This window comes from Nocardia sp. No.11, assembly GCF_038752175.1.
GTDB lineage: Bacteria > Actinomycetota > Actinomycetes > Mycobacteriales > Mycobacteriaceae > Nocardia > Nocardia canadensis.
This window is the reverse complement of record NZ_JBCGFB010000003.1, coordinates 50,340-67,160: the sequence shown is the minus strand read 5'-3', so window position 1 is coordinate 67,160 and position 16,821 is coordinate 50,340. Positions and strand designations below refer to the sequence as shown.

The 16,821-nt window shown below is 70.1% G+C and carries 17 protein-coding genes and 1 tRNA gene; 11 read left to right on the top strand and 7 right to left on the bottom strand.

All coding sequences use genetic code 11. The annotated features are described in order from the left end of the window. Positions 1 to 5 precede the first annotated feature (5 nt). Positions 6 to 446: a nitroreductase family deazaflavin-dependent oxidoreductase gene (locus V8688_RS02035; protein WP_316573952.1), complete on the bottom strand. Its 441-nt coding sequence runs from the start codon at positions 444 to 446 to the stop codon at positions 6 to 8. Between the two features lie 107 nt (positions 447 to 553). Between V8688_RS02035 and V8688_RS02030 the strand changes: the two genes are divergently transcribed. Then, positions 554 to 627, top strand: a tRNA-Ile gene (locus tag V8688_RS02030). 8 nt (positions 628 to 635) lie between these two features. Here the strand turns inward: V8688_RS02030 and V8688_RS02025 are convergent. Beyond that, entirely contained in the window at positions 636 to 1,145 is a 510-nt protein-coding gene (locus tag V8688_RS02025; protein ID WP_342800032.1) for an anti-sigma factor antagonist, read from the bottom strand. A 255-nt stretch (positions 1,146 to 1,400) separates the two neighbouring features. Next, positions 1,401 to 1,997, bottom strand: a complete 597-nt coding sequence (locus V8688_RS02020) for a helix-turn-helix domain-containing protein (protein WP_342800031.1) — start codon at positions 1,995 to 1,997, stop codon at positions 1,401 to 1,403. Positions 1,998 to 2,177: 180 nt separating this feature from the next. On the opposite strand from V8688_RS02020, the gene V8688_RS02015 reads away from it, so the two are divergent. Then, positions 2,178 to 3,962, top strand: a complete 1,785-nt coding sequence (locus V8688_RS02015; protein ID WP_342800030.1) for an ABC transporter ATP-binding protein — start codon at positions 2,178 to 2,180, stop codon at positions 3,960 to 3,962. Beyond that, positions 3,962 to 5,674 carry an ABC transporter ATP-binding protein gene (locus tag V8688_RS02010; RefSeq protein ID WP_342800029.1) on the top strand — a complete coding sequence of 571 codons (1,713 nt, stop codon included), beginning with the start codon at positions 3,962 to 3,964 and terminating at the stop codon, positions 5,672 to 5,674. Before V8688_RS02015 ends, V8688_RS02010 begins: the two co-directional genes overlap by 1 nt. Before the next feature lie 108 nt (positions 5,675 to 5,782). Here V8688_RS02010 and V8688_RS02005 read toward each other — a convergent pair whose 3' ends face one another. From V8688_RS02005 to V8688_RS01995, 3 genes are all read right to left on the bottom strand, one after another. Continuing rightward, positions 5,783 to 6,988 carry an FAD-dependent oxidoreductase gene (locus tag V8688_RS02005; RefSeq protein ID WP_218718924.1) on the bottom strand — a complete coding sequence of 402 codons (1,206 nt, stop codon included), beginning with the start codon at positions 6,986 to 6,988 and terminating at the stop codon, positions 5,783 to 5,785. Between the two features lie 89 nt (positions 6,989 to 7,077). Continuing rightward, a complete protein-coding gene (locus V8688_RS02000) occupies positions 7,078 to 7,959 on the bottom strand; it encodes an alpha/beta fold hydrolase (protein ID WP_342800028.1) in 882 nt (293 codons plus the stop codon). A gap of 125 nt (positions 7,960 to 8,084) precedes the next feature. Beyond that, positions 8,085 to 8,657 (bottom strand): TetR/AcrR family transcriptional regulator, encoded by a 573-nt coding sequence (locus V8688_RS01995; protein ID WP_308248510.1) that lies wholly within the window; start codon positions 8,655 to 8,657, stop codon positions 8,085 to 8,087. A 132-nt stretch (positions 8,658 to 8,789) separates the two neighbouring features. On the opposite strand from V8688_RS01995, the gene V8688_RS01990 reads away from it, so the two are divergent. The 7 genes from V8688_RS01990 to V8688_RS01960 all read left to right on the top strand — a co-directional run bounded on the left by V8688_RS01990 (position 8,790) and on the right by V8688_RS01960 (position 15,505). Beyond that, entirely contained in the window at positions 8,790 to 9,809 is a 1,020-nt protein-coding gene (locus V8688_RS01990; protein ID WP_218718921.1) for an aldo/keto reductase, read from the top strand. Between the two features lie 158 nt (positions 9,810 to 9,967). Further along, positions 9,968 to 10,912 carry an ABC transporter ATP-binding protein gene (locus V8688_RS01985; RefSeq protein WP_218718920.1) on the top strand — a complete coding sequence of 315 codons (945 nt, stop codon included), beginning with the start codon at positions 9,968 to 9,970 and terminating at the stop codon, positions 10,910 to 10,912. Further along, complete coding sequence (locus tag V8688_RS01980; RefSeq protein WP_342800027.1) at positions 10,909 to 11,712, top strand: ABC transporter permease; 804 nt, start codon at positions 10,909 to 10,911, stop codon at positions 11,710 to 11,712. Before V8688_RS01985 ends, V8688_RS01980 begins: the two co-directional genes overlap by 4 nt. Beyond that, entirely contained in the window at positions 11,709 to 12,851 is a 1,143-nt protein-coding gene (locus V8688_RS01975; protein ID WP_316573959.1) for a histidine kinase, read from the top strand. Before V8688_RS01980 ends, V8688_RS01975 begins: the two co-directional genes overlap by 4 nt. Next, the gene (locus V8688_RS01970) at positions 12,848 to 13,468 is read left to right on the top strand and encodes a response regulator transcription factor (protein ID WP_218718917.1); all 621 of its coding nucleotides are present in this window, start codon (positions 12,848 to 12,850) and stop codon (positions 13,466 to 13,468) included. The genes V8688_RS01975 and V8688_RS01970 overlap by 4 nt, the downstream gene beginning before the upstream one ends. A gap of 435 nt (positions 13,469 to 13,903) precedes the next feature. Then, positions 13,904 to 14,167: a hypothetical protein gene (locus V8688_RS01965; RefSeq protein WP_218718916.1), complete on the top strand. Its 264-nt coding sequence runs from the start codon at positions 13,904 to 13,906 to the stop codon at positions 14,165 to 14,167. Positions 14,168 to 14,254: 87 nt separating this feature from the next. Further along, the gene (locus V8688_RS01960; protein WP_342800026.1) at positions 14,255 to 15,505 is read left to right on the top strand and encodes a VWA domain-containing protein; all 1,251 of its coding nucleotides are present in this window, start codon (positions 14,255 to 14,257) and stop codon (positions 15,503 to 15,505) included. A gap of 69 nt (positions 15,506 to 15,574) precedes the next feature. On the opposite strand, the gene V8688_RS01955 is transcribed toward V8688_RS01960, so the two are convergent. Beyond that, a complete protein-coding gene (locus tag V8688_RS01955) occupies positions 15,575 to 15,901 on the bottom strand; it encodes a putative quinol monooxygenase (protein ID WP_218718915.1) in 327 nt (108 codons plus the stop codon). Between the two features lie 288 nt (positions 15,902 to 16,189). Here V8688_RS01955 and V8688_RS01950 point away from each other — a divergent pair, with 288 nt between their 5' ends. Further along, positions 16,190 to 16,678 carry an FBP domain-containing protein gene (locus tag V8688_RS01950; protein WP_218718914.1) on the top strand — a complete coding sequence of 163 codons (489 nt, stop codon included), beginning with the start codon at positions 16,190 to 16,192 and terminating at the stop codon, positions 16,676 to 16,678. Positions 16,679 to 16,821 lie beyond the last annotated feature (143 nt).

Below are 16,821 nucleotides of genomic sequence, written 5' to 3'. Positions count from 1 at the left end.
AAGGCTTAGCTGGGTTCACTTCTGGGGTGCAGTACCACCACGGCGATCGGTCGCCGCGTCTTCGTCTGATAGCCGCGGTACCGGTCGCCGTTGACTGCGTTCACAAGTTCCCAGCGCCGGGCGTAGTCCGGATCGTCCGGGTAGGTCGCCCGCGCGGTCACCGCGATCTTGCGCGTCCCCACCTGGATCTCGCAGTCCGGCCGCGCGGTCACGTTCGCCAGCCATCCCGGCGGCCGCGGCGACCCGCCGTTCGACGCGGTCACCAGAAAGTCCGCCCCGTCCCGGGCATAGGTCAGCGCCGACGTGCGCGCCTGCCCCGTCTTGCGTCCCACCGTCCGCAGCAACAGCGTCGGATTCCCGAACAGCAACCGGTGCCCCACCAGCCCACCGCTGTGCTCGTAGATCCACTGATGCCCCGCCAGAACTCGCACGAAAAGATCGGCCATACCCCCATCCTCGCCCGCCTCGCCGACCCCCGCCACCCGGCTCGCCGAGTGGTCAACGTCGCACCCCACCGGGTACCATGCGACTCGCCCGGGGACACCCGTGGCCAGGGGCGGTAGCTCAGTCGGTTAGAGCCGCGGACTCATAATCCGCTGGTCGTGGGTTCGAGCCCCACCCGCCCCACAGTCCTGTCAAGGTGGGGGAATCGGTCGGTTTCGGGTGGTTCGCGGTAGCTCGGCGTGTCGGCGAGATCGGGGCGGGGTCGGGCAGGGGGATGTGCGCGGGGTGTGGGCGCCGAGAGCGTCGATCAAGGTGGTGTGCAATGGGAGCCACTCGGTCAGCCCGGCGACGGCGACGACGCGCGCGACCACCGAGGGTCCCGGATCGACCACGCTGACGAGCACGCCGTGGGCGGCGGCTTGCTGGGCGCGGGCCGCCAGGTCCAGCACCGAGCGGCACGCCATGAATTCGGTGTCGCTGATGTCGACGACGAGGTGACCGCACTCGATGGCGCGGTCGACGGCGGTATCGACCATGCGATGCCAGCGTTGGAGGGTGAAGGCGTCGATCTCGCCGTGCACGTACAGGATGACCACGGTGCTGCGGGACTCGAGCTCGGCGTGCAGACGCTGACAGATATCGGCGGGTTCGCCGGCGGCCGCGGGGAACAGGTCCTCGTCGTGGCGGTACGGGGTGCTCATCGGCCTGCCTCCTCGGCGAAACCGGCGGGCGTGGCGCCCGACCGGTTCCGGGTCGACAAAGAACGGCTGGTAGTTCCCTATTCCAGCACCACGGTGCCGGAACTGTCGCCGATCGTGACGCAGCTGTTGTCGAGGGGGAACTCGTTCGTTTTCCGGGTCGCCCGTCGCGCCGGTTCCGCCGGCAGCGCGTGAACGGCATTGCCCAGCAGTGCGGTTCGGTCGGGGAGTTCGCTCGGCCGTGGCCGGATTCTGGGGTCAGGCGGGCCCGTCGTCGGAGGTCCAGAGGGCGCGCAGAGGTCGCAGGCCGTCTTCGACGTAGTCCGCGATCGGGCGGTCGCCGCCGTCGAGATACCACTGTTCGAGGGCGGCGAAGTAGCCGAAGGTCAGGGCATTGGTGGCGACGCGGGCCTGGGTTTCGGTGAATTTCCCGGTCGAGGCGATCAGCGGGAGGAGTCGCCGGCTGGTGCGATCGGCGGAGGCACAGGCGGCCATGCGGACCGAGGGCTCGGTGAAGTGGTAGCGGACCCGGCGCCACGGGCCCTGGTCGGCCGGGGCGGGTTCCTCGCCGGTGGATTCGTCGGCGCGTACCGAGCGGAGCAGGCTCTCGATGGGGTCGTGGGGGTCGACCATCTCGGCGATCTCGGCCTCGCTCATGGTGTCGAACTCGTCGGCGACGATGATCCCTTCCTTCGTGCCGAACAGCCGGTAGACCGTCGACGGTGAGACTTCGGCGGCGGCCGCTATCTCGTCGATCGTGACGGCGCCGAAGCCCTTCTCGTCGAACAGATCCAGGGCGCGTTCCTGGATGGTGTGCATGGCCTTGAGCCGCCACCGCTCACGAAGTCCGGTCATGCGAGCAGGTTAGCAAGAGCTACTCGTTTCAGAAAGTGACTCGCTACAGACATTGACTGTCTGTAATTGCTTACCTACAGTCACTTGCTAGAGATAGTGACTTTCTCAAACGACGCGAGTGTCGACATCAGGTCGCTGACCTGTGCTGATGCCGCGGTTGTGCGAGGAGAAGGGACAGCGATGACCACCACCGACCTTGTCGAGGTAAGGGAGATGTCCGCCCCGCCGCCGGATATCGGGTCCGCGGGTCCGCGCCTCACCGCGCTGCTGCGCCCGCATCTCGGGGGATTCGCGGCCGTGCTCATCCTGCAAGTCGTCGGCGCCGTCGCGGGCTTGGCGCCGCTGCTGGCCGTGGTCGAGCTCGGGCGCACCTTGCTGTCGGCCGGCCCGGTCGACCACGGTCACGTGTGGCTGGTGGTGGTGCTGGGGGCGGCGGGACTGTTCGTCCGCTTGGTCTGCACCGCCGCGTCCTCCGGGCTCGGGCACGTCCTCGACAGCACGGTGCAGCTGTCGTTGCGGCGGCAGCTGGCGGACCATCTGGGCCGGGTGCCGATCGGCTGGTTCTCCCGGCGCGGCACCGGGGAGCTGGCCAAGGTGGTCGGTGAGGATGTGAGCGCGGTGCATCCGTTCATCGCCCACGCGCCCGGCGAGCTGGTATCGGCGTTCGTGGTGCCGCTGGTGTCGTTGAGCTACCTGGTGACCGTCGACTGGCGACTGACGCTGATCACGCTGATCCCGGTGCTGTCGGCGATCGCGCTGGTCCCGCTGATGATGACGGGGGCCCGGCAGCGCGAGCAAACCGAGTTCGACGCGGCGATGGGCCGCATCGCCGACGCGGTGGTGGAGTTCGTGCAGGGCATCGCCGAGGTCAAGGCGTTCGGCGGCGGCGACCGGGCGCACCGTCGATTCCGTTCGGCGGTGGACGATTTCGCCGATACGTTCCTGCGCTGGGCGCGCGGGCTCTCGCCGATCGCCGCCGCGATGCAGCTGGCGTTGTCGCCCCCGTTCGTGCTGCTCGTGGTCCTGGTCGGCGGCACGTTCCTGATCACGACGGACGCGATGGCGCCCGCCGATCTGCTGCCGTTCCTGCTGCTCGGCCTCGGGTTGACCGCCCCGGTCGCGGCGCTGGGCCACGGCTTCGACGACCTGCAGGCCGCGGGCCGCGCGGTCGGGCGGATCCGGGACGTCCTCGACGTCGAACCGCTGTCCGAGCCGGCCGCGCCCGTCGAGCCGCGCGGGCATCGCGTGGAACTGCGCGGCGTCCGGTTCGGCTACGACGCCGACCGTGAGGTGCTGCGCGGGATCGACCTGGTGCTGGAGCCGGGGACGGTCACCGCCCTCGTGGGGCCGTCGGGCAGCGGCAAATCCACGCTCGTGCGGCTACTTCCGCGATTCTTCGATCCGACGGGCGGCACGATCACCCTCGGCGGCGTCGACCTGCGCGAGATCGGCAGTCACCGGCTGTATCGCGAGGTGTCGTTCGTCTTCCAGGATGTGCGCTTGCTGCGGGCGTCGGTGGCCGACAATATCGCGCTGGCGGTCCCGCACGCCGACCACGAGCGGGTGGTCCACGCGGCCCGGCTGGCGGGCATCCACGACCGGATCACCGAACTCCCGCGCGGATACGACACAGTGCTCGGCGTGGAGGCCGGCCTGTCCGGTGGTGAGGCGCAACGACTCGCCCTGGCCCGCGCTCTGCTGGCCGACACCCCGATCCTGGTGCTCGACGAGGCCACGTCCTTCGCCGATCCACAGACCGAACAAGCGGTGCGCCAAGCACTGTCGAGCCTGCGCGCGGACCGGACGATCCTGGTCATCGCGCACCGGCTGGAGACGATCGCCGATGCCGACACCGTCGTCATGGTGGACGACGGCGTGATCGTGGAGCGCGGCGCGCCCGCGCGCCTGCTGGCAGGCCACGGCAAGTTCGCCGGGTTGCGGCGATCCCACGAAGGAGACGAGTGATGATCCGGACCCTGTTGCGGGTGCTCGGCCATCGGTATGCCGGTCCGGTGCGCCGCACCGTCGCGCTGATGACGGCCACCGCGATCCTCGAAGGCCTGTCCTATGCCCTGCTGGTGCCGGTGCTCCGGGAACTGTTCGGGGACGATCCGGCCGGCGCCCGGCCGTGGCTGCTCGGGTTCGGGATCGCGGTCGCCTGCTACGGCACACTGCGCTATCTCAGCGATCTGGCTGGTTTCCGCGCGGGCACCACGCTGCTGCGCGGCACCTATCACCGGCTCGGCGACCATCTGGCCCGGCTGCCGCTGGGCTGGTACGGCCCCGACCGGGTCGGCGAGGTGTCGGTGCTCGCCAGTCGCGGAGTGCTGGAGGCGATGAGCGTGATCGCGCATCTGCTCGCGCCGTTCGTCGGCGCGGTGGTGACGCCGTTGACGATCGTCGTCGTGATGCTCGCGTTCCACTGGCAGCTGGGGTTGGCGGCCCTGATCGCGGTGCCGCTGGTGGCGGCGATCCAGGGGTGGACGGGGCGAGCGATGGCCGCCGCCGACGCCGAACGACACGACCGCGACCAGCAGGCCGCGGGGCGGGTGATCGAATACCTGCAGGCCCAGCCGGTACTGCGGGCCGGTGGCCGCACCACCGAACGCTTCGGCCTGCTCGACGACGCGCTGCGCGGACTCCAGCGCGCCGCGCGCCGATCCGCGCTGTCGGCCCTGCCCGGGATCGTCGGGCTGACGCTGGCCGTGCAGGTCGTGTTCACCGCGCTGCTCGCGCTCGGCGCCGCCCTCGCTCTGGGCGGTCAGATCGGCGCGGCCGAACTGCTGGCGATCCTCGTCCTGGCGGCTCGCTGCGCCGAGCCGCTGCTGTCGCTGGCCGAGATCGGCGGTCGATTGCGCAGCGCGCGAGCGCAACTGACCCGGCTGGACGAGCTGCTCGGGCTGGAGCCGCTGCCCGAACCCGAACATCCGATCGTCCCGGATCGGCACGACCTGGAGTTCGCCGGAGTCGGCTTCCGGCACGGCGATCGCACCGTCGTCGACGACCTGTCGCTGACGGTGCCGGCGGGACAGCGGTTCGCGATCGTCGGGCCGTCCGGCGCGGGCAAGAGCACGCTGCTCCAACTGCTCGCGCGGTTCCATGATGTGCACGCCGGCGCGATCCGGATCGGTGGCGTCGATGTTCGCGAGATGGACACCGCCACGCTGATGTCGCGCATCGCCATCGTCTTCCAGCACGTCTACCTCTTCGACGGCACCATCGAGGACAACATCCGCCTCGGCCGTCCCGGCGCCACCGACGCCGAGGTCCGCGCGGCGGCGACGGCCGCGCGTCTGGACGAGGTGATCGAACGACTGCCCGGCGGCTGGTCCGCCGCCGTCGGCGAGGGCGGTGCGCTGCTCTCCGGCGGTGAGCGGCAACGGGTTTCGATCGCCCGCGCGCTGCTCAAGGACGCGCCTATCGTCCTGCTGGACGAGGTCACCTCCGCCCTGGACCCGGTGAACGAGGCGGCCGTGCACCAGGGCATCGAACGTCTGATGGCGGGCCGCACCGTCGTGCTGGTGGCGCACCGGCTGCGGACCGTCCGCAGCGCCGACCGCGTCATTTTCGTCGACAGCGGGCGCATCGTGGAGGAAGGCACCCACGAAGAGCTGCTCGATCGCGGCGGCCGCTACGCCGATTTCTGGAGCCTCACCACTCCGCCGCTGACGATCTGACCGGCGCTGTCCGCTCGTCGGCCGTGCGCGCCACTCTGCTGGTCCGCACGCCCGGACCGACGGCCCCGATGACCTACCGCGGTCCTCGGGGCCGCCCCGGCCGCGCGGTCACCGGTGCCCGGCGTGCGCGGCGGTGCGCGTCGCGTCGGTGTCGGCCCGGTCCCGCAACAGCTGCGCGCGCTGGTCGCCCTTGGCCCAGCTGTGCGTGCCCGGCTTCCGCGCTTCGGTGGCCAATTGCTTGATGGTGTGGGCGCACACGAATTCCTTGAGCTTCGCGCCAGGGCGCCCGCCGAGGTGGTACCACTTGGCGGCATCGTCCTTGTCGGCGAACTGGAAGATGCCCGCGTGACGGCCGAGGCTGATGCACTGACCAGCGAAGCCCAGGTCGATCGGGTCGGGGCGCTCGTCGGCGATCCTGCGCAGCAGGGTGTCGGCGGCGTGCGCGCCCAAAGGGCCCGCGGCCTGGCAGCTCATCCGGAACGGCAGGTTCGACGGCGCCGCCGAATCGCCCGCGGCGACGATCCGCTCGTCGTCGACGCTGGTCAAGGTCTCGTCGGTGAGCAAGCGGCCGACGGCATCGGTGCGCAGGCCGCTGCGGGTCGCCAGGTCGGGCACACCGAAGCCCGCGGTCCAGATCGTGACGGCGCTGCGCAGGGTATGACCGCCGCTGAGCCGCACGGCCTCCGCGGTCACCTCGACGACCTTCGCGTCGGGACCGTCGAGGATGGTCACGCCGAGCGCGCTCAGTCGCTTGGTGACCGCGCGCCGCCCGCGGGCGTGCAGGTACGGGCCGAGCACATCGCCGCAGATGAGCGTCACGGCGCGGCCCCGCTCCGCCAGCTCGGCAGCGGTCTCGATCCCGGTCGGCCCCGCGCCGACCACCGTCACCGCGGCGGTCGCCGCCGTGGCGTCGAGCACCGGCGCCAGCCGCTGCGCCTCCTCCAGACTCGCGATCGGATAGGCGAAGTCGGCCGCGCCCGGCACCCGCGGCGCGGCACTGCCGCTGCCCACCGCGTAGATCAGATAGTCGTAGCCGATCGTGTCGCCGCCGGCCAGCGCCACGGTGCGCGCGGCCGCGTCGATCCCGGTCGCCGCGTCGACCACCAGGCGCACCCCCGGCGCCAGTACATCGCTGTACTCGGCCACCGCGTCATCGGTCCCGCCCACCAGCTGATGCAACCGAATCCGCTCGACGAACCGCCCCCGCGGATTGATCACCGTGACCGCCACGTCGGCCCGCTGCGTGAGCCGATTGGCCGCCATCACACCCGCGTACCCGCCACCGACCACGACCACATCGATCTTCTCGCTCATCGGTCTCTCCTTCACTCGAGGGCTTCGGGCATAAGACGTCACCGGCCCACCCGATGTGACAAGGAGTGACACAGGTCACTAACAGTCGATCACCCGTACGTTCCGCTCGGCGGGGAGAGGCCGGCCAGGATCGCGGCGATCTCGGCCGCGCGGAGGCAGACGCCCAGGTGGCTGGCCTCGACGGTGTGCACGGTGAACGGGTTGTGTGGGGTCAGGGCATCGGCTTCGGCGATCATCCGGTCCTGCATGTCCAGGGGGATCGCGCGGTCCAGGGACAGGCGGATGTAGGTGCGGGGGATTCGTCCCCAGGTGGCGACGCGCACGCGACTGTCGGCGGCGAGGACCTGCGCCGAGTCGGCCGGTTCGAGCATATTGAGGCACGCGCGGAACTGATCGTCGGTGGCGTCAGCCATCAGGCCCTGCTTCAGCGCGGCGAGGTGCCCGGGATCGGCCGAGCGCCAATTGACCATGGTCTCGGCGACGCCGTGATGTCCGAGCGCGGCCAGATAGGCGGCGACGCTGGGCAATTCGACACAGCACCAGGCCGAGACATAGACGATTCCGGCCAGCAGCTCCGGTGCCCTGTTTCCGACGCCGGAGATCGTCGCGCCGCCACCGCTGGTGCCGACCAGAACCACCGGCCCGTACTCGTGGACTCGGCGCACTGTGTCCAGGACGTGGGTGACGTTGTCGTCCAAGGTGATCGACGCCAACGGCGAGGGCTGCGCCGCGAGGGTGTCGAGGTCCTGGGGCGACTGGTAGGCGAGCGGAAAGTGGGCGTCGAGGCCGTGTCCGGGCAGGTCGACGGCCAGGCCGCGATGGCCGAGCAGCGCCAGTTCCCGCAACAGGGCCGACCACGAGGCGGAACTGCCGTGTGCGCCGTGGACGAGGACGAACGTCGGTCGAGCCGCCGGGGCGGATCGTGCTGCGACTCGGCTACGGGCGGATCGGACAGCTCCGGGATCGGTCACGTGATCGACGGTAGCCCGCCGAAAGGGCGGGCACCGGAGGCTGGTTCGAAACCCGTCGCCGCGCGCGGGAGCTCGCGAGCAGCTCGCTCCGGTGCCGAAATGATTCGTGCGGCGATGACGAATTCCTACCCCTGCAATCCCCGGACGAGTAGCCCGACCACGCGACGCGGCTGATAGCGGGGATCGTTTCCCGCGCCGATGCACAGATTGCCGACCGCGCGCAGGAATTCGTAGGGATCGGTGCCGGGGCCGATCTCGCCCGCCGCTGTGGCGGCATCGAGCAGCTGGGCGCAGACGGGCAGCAGGTGGTCCAGGAAGTAGGCGTGCAGGGTGTCGAAGGCGGCGTCGTCGGATTGCAGGGCTTCGGCGAGACCGTGTTTGGTGACGAGGAAGTCGACGAACAGTTCGATCCACGCGGTCAGGGCGGCATGCGGTGAGTCCTCGGCGGCGAGCAGGGCGGGTCCCGCCTCGGCGCAGGCTTGGACCTGGTGCCGGTAGACGGCGACGATCAGGTCCGCACGGGTGGGGAAGTGGCGGTAGATGGTGCCGACCCCGACGCCGGCCGCGGCGGCGATATCGCGGACCGGAACGTCGACGCCCGCGGCGACGAAGGCCGCCGCGGCCGCCTCGAGCAGGCTCTGCTGGTTGCGTCGGGCGTCGGCGCGCTTGCGCGGCGGCGAGCTGTCGTTGTCGGCCACAGTGCCGTCACCTCCAGGGTTGGCAAACGGAACCATGTTCCGTATGTCGATTATCGGAACGTCGTTCCGTTTGTTCAGGATGTCAGATCCGGCGACCTGAACCAACTCGCACAGCTCACGAAGGAGCAACGCATGCAGTACCGCAGCCTCGGCCGGACCGGTGTCCGGGTCAGCAGCCTCACGCTCGGCGCGATGAACTTCGGCGCGCTCGGGAATTCCACGCAGGCCGAGGTCACCGCCATGATCGACGTCGCGATCGAGGGCGGCATCAATGTCATCGACACCGCCGACTTCTACGGCAGCGGCGAGTCGGAGGAACTCGTCGGCAAGGCCGTCGCGGGCCGTCGCGACGATCTCGTGCTGGCCACCAAGGCGAGCCTGCCGATGGGGGAGGAGCGCAACCGCCGCGGCGCTTCGCGCCGCTGGCTGGTCACCGCGCTCGACGACAGCCTGCGCCGTCTCGGCGTCGATCACGTGGACCTCTATCAGATCCACCGGTGGGATCCGAGCGTGCGCGACGAGGAGACGCTGTCGGCGCTGACCGACCTGCGGCAGGCGGGCAAGATCCGCTACTTCGGCTCGTCGACCTTCCCCGCCTACCGCATCGTCGAGGCGCAGTGGGCGGCGCGGGAGCATCGCCTGGGTCGCTATGTCACCGAGCAGCCCAGCTATTCGATCCTGCAGCGCGGCATCGAAACCCACATGCTGCCGGTCGCCCAGGAGTACGGCCTGGGTGTGCTGGCGTGGAGTCCGCTCGCCTCCGGCTGGCTCTCGGGCGCGATCCGCGCCGACCGCGAGATCGCCACCAGCCGTTCGGCGTTCATGCCCGAACGCTTCGACACCACCCTCCCGGTCAACCAGGCCAGGCTGGCGGCCGTCGAACAGCTGGCCGAGGTGGCCGATCAGGCCGGGCTGACCCTGATCCAGCTCGCCCTCGGTTTCGTCACCGCTCACCCCGGCGTCACCAGCGCCATCATCGGCCCACGCACGATGGCGCACTTGCACTCTCAGCTCGCGGCAGCCGACACGACCCTGTCCGCCGACGTCCTCGACGCGATCGATGCCATCGTCACCCCCGGCACCGACCTCGCCCCCGACGAGAAGCACGACACCCCACCGTCTCTGCTCGACCCGGCGCTGCGCCGCCGCTGACCCCGGATATCCACGGGCCGTGGTCGATCCGGTCCGCCCGGCCGCATGACTTTTGTCATCGGCCGCCCGTGCAGGACTCATCGCTGAACGGTGATCGCGCGTACTACCGGACGGCACCCGCGTCGACGACCGTGGAGAGTGTGAGAAAGGGGCACACGATGAACGACATCGTCATCTCCGCGCGGGGGCTGCGCCGCACCTACGGTCGCGGTGCGCAGGCGTTCGAGGCGGTCGCCGGGGTAGACCTCGACATCGTCGGGGGAGAGGTCTTCGCGCTGCTGGGGACCAACGGCGCGGGCAAGACCTCGACGTTGGATCTGCTGGAGGGGCTCGCCGCGCCGTCGGCGGGCCGGGTCGAGGTGTTCGGCCTCGACCCGCTCCGGCACCGCGATCAGGTGCGGCCGCAGGTCGGGATCATGCTGCAATCCGGCGGACTCCCCGCCGAGTTGACCGTCGCGGAGACGCTGGAGATGTGGCGCGGGACGTGCAGCGATCCGACCACCGTGGAGACGGTGCTCGCCCAGGTCGGCCTGGTCGAGCGCGCCGCGGTGCGAGTCGGGTCGCTCTCGGGCGGCGAGCAGCGCCGCGTCGACCTGGCCTGCGCGCTGCTCGGGCAGCCGCGCCTGCTGTTCCTGGACGAGCCGACCACCGGCCTGGACCCCGAAAGCCGCCGCGCGACGTGGCGATTGCTCGCCGATCTGAAAGCGGCCGGGGTGACGATGGTGCTCACCACGCACTACCTCGACGAGGCCGAGTCGCTGGCCGACCGCATCGTGATCATGGACAAGGGCACGGTCGCGCGACGCGGAACGCTGCGCGAGATCGTCGACGGCCATCCGTCGCGGATCGTCTTCGACCATCCCGGCCTGCCGGTGCCGCCACTGCACGGCGCGCGGATCGAGGCGAACGAGCGCGTCACCGTCAGTACCGACGACCTCCAAGGGCATCTGTTCGCACTCCTGGACTGGGCCCGCGAGGCCGGGGTCCGGCTGACCGGGCTCGAAGCCCGCGCCGCCTCCCTCGAATCGGTCTTCCTCGACATCGCGGGCGACCACGACACCACCCCCGCGCCCGCCACCGCACTGATCGGAGCCCGCCGATGACCACCGCCACCGCGCCTCGTCGCCGCCCGCTCGCCGCCCTCGCCGCGGCGGAATGGTTGCAGTTCCGGCGCAACAAGACCCTGGTCTACCTGGCGACGCTGTTCCCGGTCGGGATTCCGCTGGTCACCTACTTCATCGCCCGCAAGGACACCGAACCCACGGCCGCGATGGCCGCGGTGGCCATCGAGATGCTCGCGCTCATGGCGCTGGTGTTCGTGCAGTACTACTCGGTGCTGTCGATGGTGACGACCCGCCGCAGCGAGGGCGTGCTGAGACGTTTGCGCACCGGCGAGGCCGCCGACTGGCAGATCCAGGCCGCCCCAGCGGTTCCCGGCGTGCTGGTGACCCTCGCGTGCGCGGTGGCCGTTCTCGCTGTCGTCTACGGCAGCGGGGCGCCCGGACCGGTGAATCCGGCGCTGATGATCGCCGCACTCCTCGGTGGGATCGCGGTGTTCGCGCTGCTCGCGCTGGCGACCAGCGCGGTCACCAAGAACGCCGAGGCCGCCCAGATCACCTCCCTGCCGGTGATGCTGCTGGCCATGCTCGGGCTCGCGTCGATCCGCGCGGTGCTGCCCGACCGGCTGGCCGCGCTCGCCGACTGGACACCGTTCGCCGCCGTCTCCGACCTGGTGTTCCTCGGCGCGTCCGGCAAGACCGCGACGGCCGCGGCGGCCGATCCGGTGCTGACCCCGGCCGGGACCCTCACCGCGTCCGGCCCGGCGTTTGCGACACTGGCGATATGGACCGTCCTGGCGCTCGCGCTGACCCGCAAGAGCTTCCGCTGGGACGACCGGGGGTGAGGCGCTGGACCGCCTGGTGGCACGAGCTGTCGAGCGCGGCCAAGTTCCGGTTGTACTCGCGGCTCACCTTCCAGGCGGCCATCGCCGGGCTGGTCATCGCGTCGACGACCAGCCTGAGTTCGGCGGCCGCGATCCCCGCGATCCTCGTCGGTGCCGCCGCGGCCGTCGTCGCGGTGGAGGCGCAACCAGATTTCGCCACGGTGGCCGGCATGGTCACGCGGCCGTGGATGCTGCCGGTCGCCACCGCGACGCTGGCCGCGCTGTGGGTCGGTGGCGCGGTCGTTTCGCAGCTGGCCACCGCCGAATCGATCGTCGCCGTCGCTCGCCTGAGCGGAGTGTTCGCGGCGCTGCTCGCGCTGTTCGCGGTCGTTCCGTTCACCCGGCACAAGTGGTGGATCATGGTCGGCCTGAGCCTCGTCACCGGGCTGGTCTTCGCGCCGTCGCCGGAAGGCGGGGTGCGGACCGCGGCGGTACTGCTGATCAGCGGGATCTTCGCCGTCGGCATGACGCTGCTGACGGTGTGGGCCCTGGGCATCATCGACGAGCTCGACCGCGCCAAACTCGTCGAGGCCGAGCTCCAGGTCGCCGAGGAACGCCTGCGTTTCGCGCGCGACCTGCACGATGTGGTCGGTCGTGGGTTCTCCGCGATCGCGGTGAAAAGCGAACTGGCCGTGGCGCTCTCGCGTGCCGGCGACCAGGAGCGGGCCGTCGCGGAGATGGAGGCGGTGCGCGGGCTCGCGGTGGAGTCGATGGGCCAGATGCGCACGCTGGTGCGCGGCTACCGCAATATCGACCTGCGCGGCGAGGTGGCCGGGGCGCGGTCGCTGTTGTCGGCGGTGGGTTGCGAACTCGTCGTCGAGGGTGACGCCGCCAAGGTGCCCCGACGATTCCACGATGTCGCGGCTTGGGTGGTCCGCGAGGGGACGACCAACATCGTCGAACACTCGGCGGCGACGCTGGCGACCCTGGCGCTCGGCAGCGGGGGCATGTCGCTGCGCAACGACCGACCGCACGGCACCATCGGCGAGCGATCCGGGCTGCGCGGCCTGACCGAACGGCTCGCGGCGGTCGGCGCGCGGCTCGACGTCACCGCCACCGACACCGAGTTTACCCTCGAAATCCATTGGGAGAAGCTGTGATTCCGGTCTACCTCGCCGACGACGAGACCCTCATCCGCGCCGCGCTGGCGACGATGCTCGACCTGGAAGCCGACCTGGAGGTCGTCGCGCACGTGGGTTCCGGCGCCGAACTGGTCGACCTGTGGCGGCGTCGCGCCGAGGCGGCCGCACCGATGGCGGTGGCCGTCATCGACCTGCAGATGCCGGGGATCGACGGCGTCGACACCGCCGTCGAGTTGCAGCGGATCACCCCGGGCGCGGGCACGCTGATCGTCACCAGCCACGGCAGGCCCGGATATCTCAAACGCGCACTCGCCGCCGGTGTTCGCGGCTTCCTGCCCAAGACGACCTCGGCGGCGACCCTGGCCGAGGTGATTCGCACCGTCCACCGCGGCGGCCGCTACGTCGACCCGGAGCTGGCGGCCGAGGCCATCAGCGCCGGCGACACCGTCCTCACCGCCCGCGAGGCCGACGTCCTGGAATTCGCCGCCGACGGCGCCTCCGTCGACGACATCGCCCGCCGCGCGCACCTCTCGCCGGGCACCACCCGCAACTACCTGTCCTCGGCGATGAGCAAACTCGGCGTCGCCAACCGCTACGAGGCCGCCCTCAAAGCGAGGGAGAAGGGCTGGATCTAGGACGCGCCCCTACAGTCGATGCCGTCGCCGCTCGACCCGAAACTCGTACCTATGGCCGGCAGGACGAATGACATGCGCTTCACTGTGCCGACCATGGCGTCGATGATGGCGGCTGTTCTACGGCGACAACTCGTACTACATCTCCAAGCTCGAGGTGCGACTCGACGACGAGGCCACTCCGCCCGAGGCGGCATCGGTCGTCCGGGTCACGGGCGCGGTGCAAGTACCGCCGCGGTATCACGGCGATACGACCCTGATCGACCTCGGCCGAGGATCGGACTCCTACTTCGGGGATCGGCGGTTCGAGCAGAGCTATTCGAAGCTGGAGTCCGGCCTGCTCCGAGACCGCCGCCCCGCTTTCCGTCCGAGAGCGAACTCGCGCTGTGGGAGCGGCTCCTGACCGATCCACCCACCCCGGCCATCGTCGAGGTGTCGGTGATCGACCTGCCCGACACGGCGGGTCGCACGATGAAAGTCACGGTGTTCCCGCCTGATACCGAGGAATTCGCCGCCGCCCGGTTACGGCAGCTCGCCGAACGACACCTTCCGTTGCTGGCCCGGCCGGACGCGGTGGTCGACTACCGGGTCGTTCGGCGCACAACCTCCGATATCCGCGTGCTGGTCGGCGGCTGTCTCGAACTCGACCGCGATACCTCGCCGGAGTCGGCGCATTTCGCGCGAAGGTACCAACGCTGCTGACAGTGGGGCCTCGTCCCGGGATCCGCTGCCCACCGGGGTCACTGCCCTTAGGGTGAGGGCAGAACGGCCGACGGAGAAGGAGTGGCGGTGGCTGCTGGGCTGGTGAAGGGGCAGAACGCGGGGTTGGCGCAGCCGAAGGTGATGCTGACCGTGCGGGGCGGTGTGCCCGCGGATCTGTCCGCGCTGCTGGTGACCGTGGCCGGGAAGGTGCGCTCGGACGCCGATTTCGTGTTCTTCAATCAGCCCGAGGCGCCGGGGGTTCGGCTCGACGGGTCGGAACTGGTGGTGACGTTCGCGACCGTGCCCGCCGACATCGAACAGATTCGCGCGGTGATCACCGTCGCGGCCGAAGGGGATACGCTCGGCGCGGCCGTCGCGCCGGTGGCGTCGGTGGCCGATGCGGCCGGGAACCCGTTGTACGAGTATGTGATCGAGGGTCTCGACCGGGAGTCGGTGGTGATCGCGCTGGAGCTGTACCGGCGCGGTGAGCAGTGGAAGGTGCGCGCTGTCGGGCAGGGGTACGCCGGCGGGTTCGCCGACCTGGTCACCGATCACGGGGTCAGCGTGGACGACGAGCCCGAGGTGGCGGCACCGGCCTCGGACCGGTGGGAGGTGCGGACCGTGCCCGGCGAGGCGGCCCTGTCGTTCGAGCAGCGCGAGAAGCTGGACCTGCGCAAACGCGAGGTCGCGAAGGTACTCGTCGACAAGAGCGCGTTCGGCACGCGGGCGCGGGTCGTGCTGGTCATCGACAAGACCGGCAGCATGCAGAAGCTGTACCGCGGCGGCACCGTCCACCGTGTGGTGGAGCGAATGATCCCGGTGGCCACCCAGCTCGACGACGACGGCTCCCTCGAGGCCTACCTCTACGCGCTGACCTTCGCCAAAGTGCCCGACATCACGGTCGCCGGTGGTGAGCACTGGGCGCAGACCTACCTGCACCTGACCGGCACCCACGACGGCATCGACTACGACAGCATCGGCGGCCGCAACGACGAGCTCCCGGTGATGCGCGCCGTCATCGACACCCTCACCGCCGGCGCCGCCCCCACCCTGGTCCTGTTCTTCACCGACGGCGGTTTCGCCAAGAAACGCGAAATCGCCGCCCTCATGCGCGAAGCCGCGGCCCTGCCCGCCTTCTGGCAATTCATCGGCCTCGGCAAAGCCAACTTCGGCGTCCTGCGCACCCTCGACGAACTCGACGGCCGCATCGTCGACAACGCCGGCTTCTTCGCCCTCGACGACATCGACCAGGTCGACGACGCCGAACTCTACCGCCGTCTGCTCGGCGAATTCCCGGACTGGCTCCGCGCCGCCCGCACCGCGGGCATCATCGGCTAGCCACCGCTGGATCGCCCCGTGCCCGCTTCGACGCTGGCGATTCGCACGCTCACCGCCCTCGACGAACGCTCAGGCGTCGATGTCGAGTTCACCCATCCGCGCCCAATCCGTCTCGGGCAATGCGGTGTGCAGAATCCGTGGTGTTTCCCGCAACGCCGGGCGCATCGCCGCCAATCCCTCGTGGAAGTGGTCGGAGCCGACGTGGTCGGCGCCGGCCTTCTCATCCCGGAACGCTTCGATGAGGACGAATTCGGCGGGATCGTCCACGCTGCGGTGCCATTCGAACCACAGGTTCCCCGGCTCTGCGCGAGTGGCCTCGGTGAACGGCGCGGTGCGGGTCAACCAGTCGTCGACGTAGTCGTCGGCGACCGTGAACTTGACGACGATGAAGATCATGGGAACTTCCTTTCGGCCTGGATATCCGGACACGGCGAGGGTAGGCGACATCGATCGGCCAAGCCTTGACGCGCACGTCGTGTCCGACCCGCACCAGCGCCGTCAGGGCGAATCCGCCGATCGTGCCGATACCTCACCGCACCTGAGATCGAGGTCATCCGCACGGCGGCCCGGCGCACCGGAACGAATCCACCCGTGTGCAGGACCCGGCCGAAAATCTGTTGTCGCCCGCGGCGCACATCGTTAGCGTGTCTATCGTTTGTGACCACCACACCGAAAGGACACCCCATGGAGCCCGTCACCGAACGCGACATCAGGTCGTCGTTCGTCAACTGTTCGAAGGGCGACGCCAAACGCCTGTCCGTGCCGCGCGACCTCGACGCTCGTCCCTGGGACGACCTCGACTTCCTCGGCTGGACCGATCCCTCGTACCCAGGTCGTTGCTATCTGTCGGTCCCGCGCGACGGCGAGCTGGTCAGCGTCGCCCTGCGGCACGAGACCGGCGGATCGGGCAAGACGCAGATGTGCGCGTTCTGCCTGACCACCCACACCGGCGGCGGCGTCTCGCTGATGACCGCGAACAAGGCCGGGGAATCGGGACGGCGCGGTAATACGATCGGCAGCTACATCTGCACCGATCTGGCCTGCTCGCTGTATGCCCGCAACAAGAAGCGGCCCGCGCTGGGCAGCCGGTATCGCGAGGATCTGACGCCGGAGGAGAAGGCGCAGCGGGTCCGCGAGAACCTGTTCGCCTTCCTGGACCGCCTCGCCGCCTAGCCGCGCGGCCCCAGCGCACGAAAGGAGGTAGCTGCCATGTGCCGACACTCGAGACCTCGCACGCCAGACGACCCGAGTTCTCTTGCCGAACAAGAGAACTCGGGTCGCGATGCCTTGCCGGTCGAGGTGGCCCGGAGTTGTCC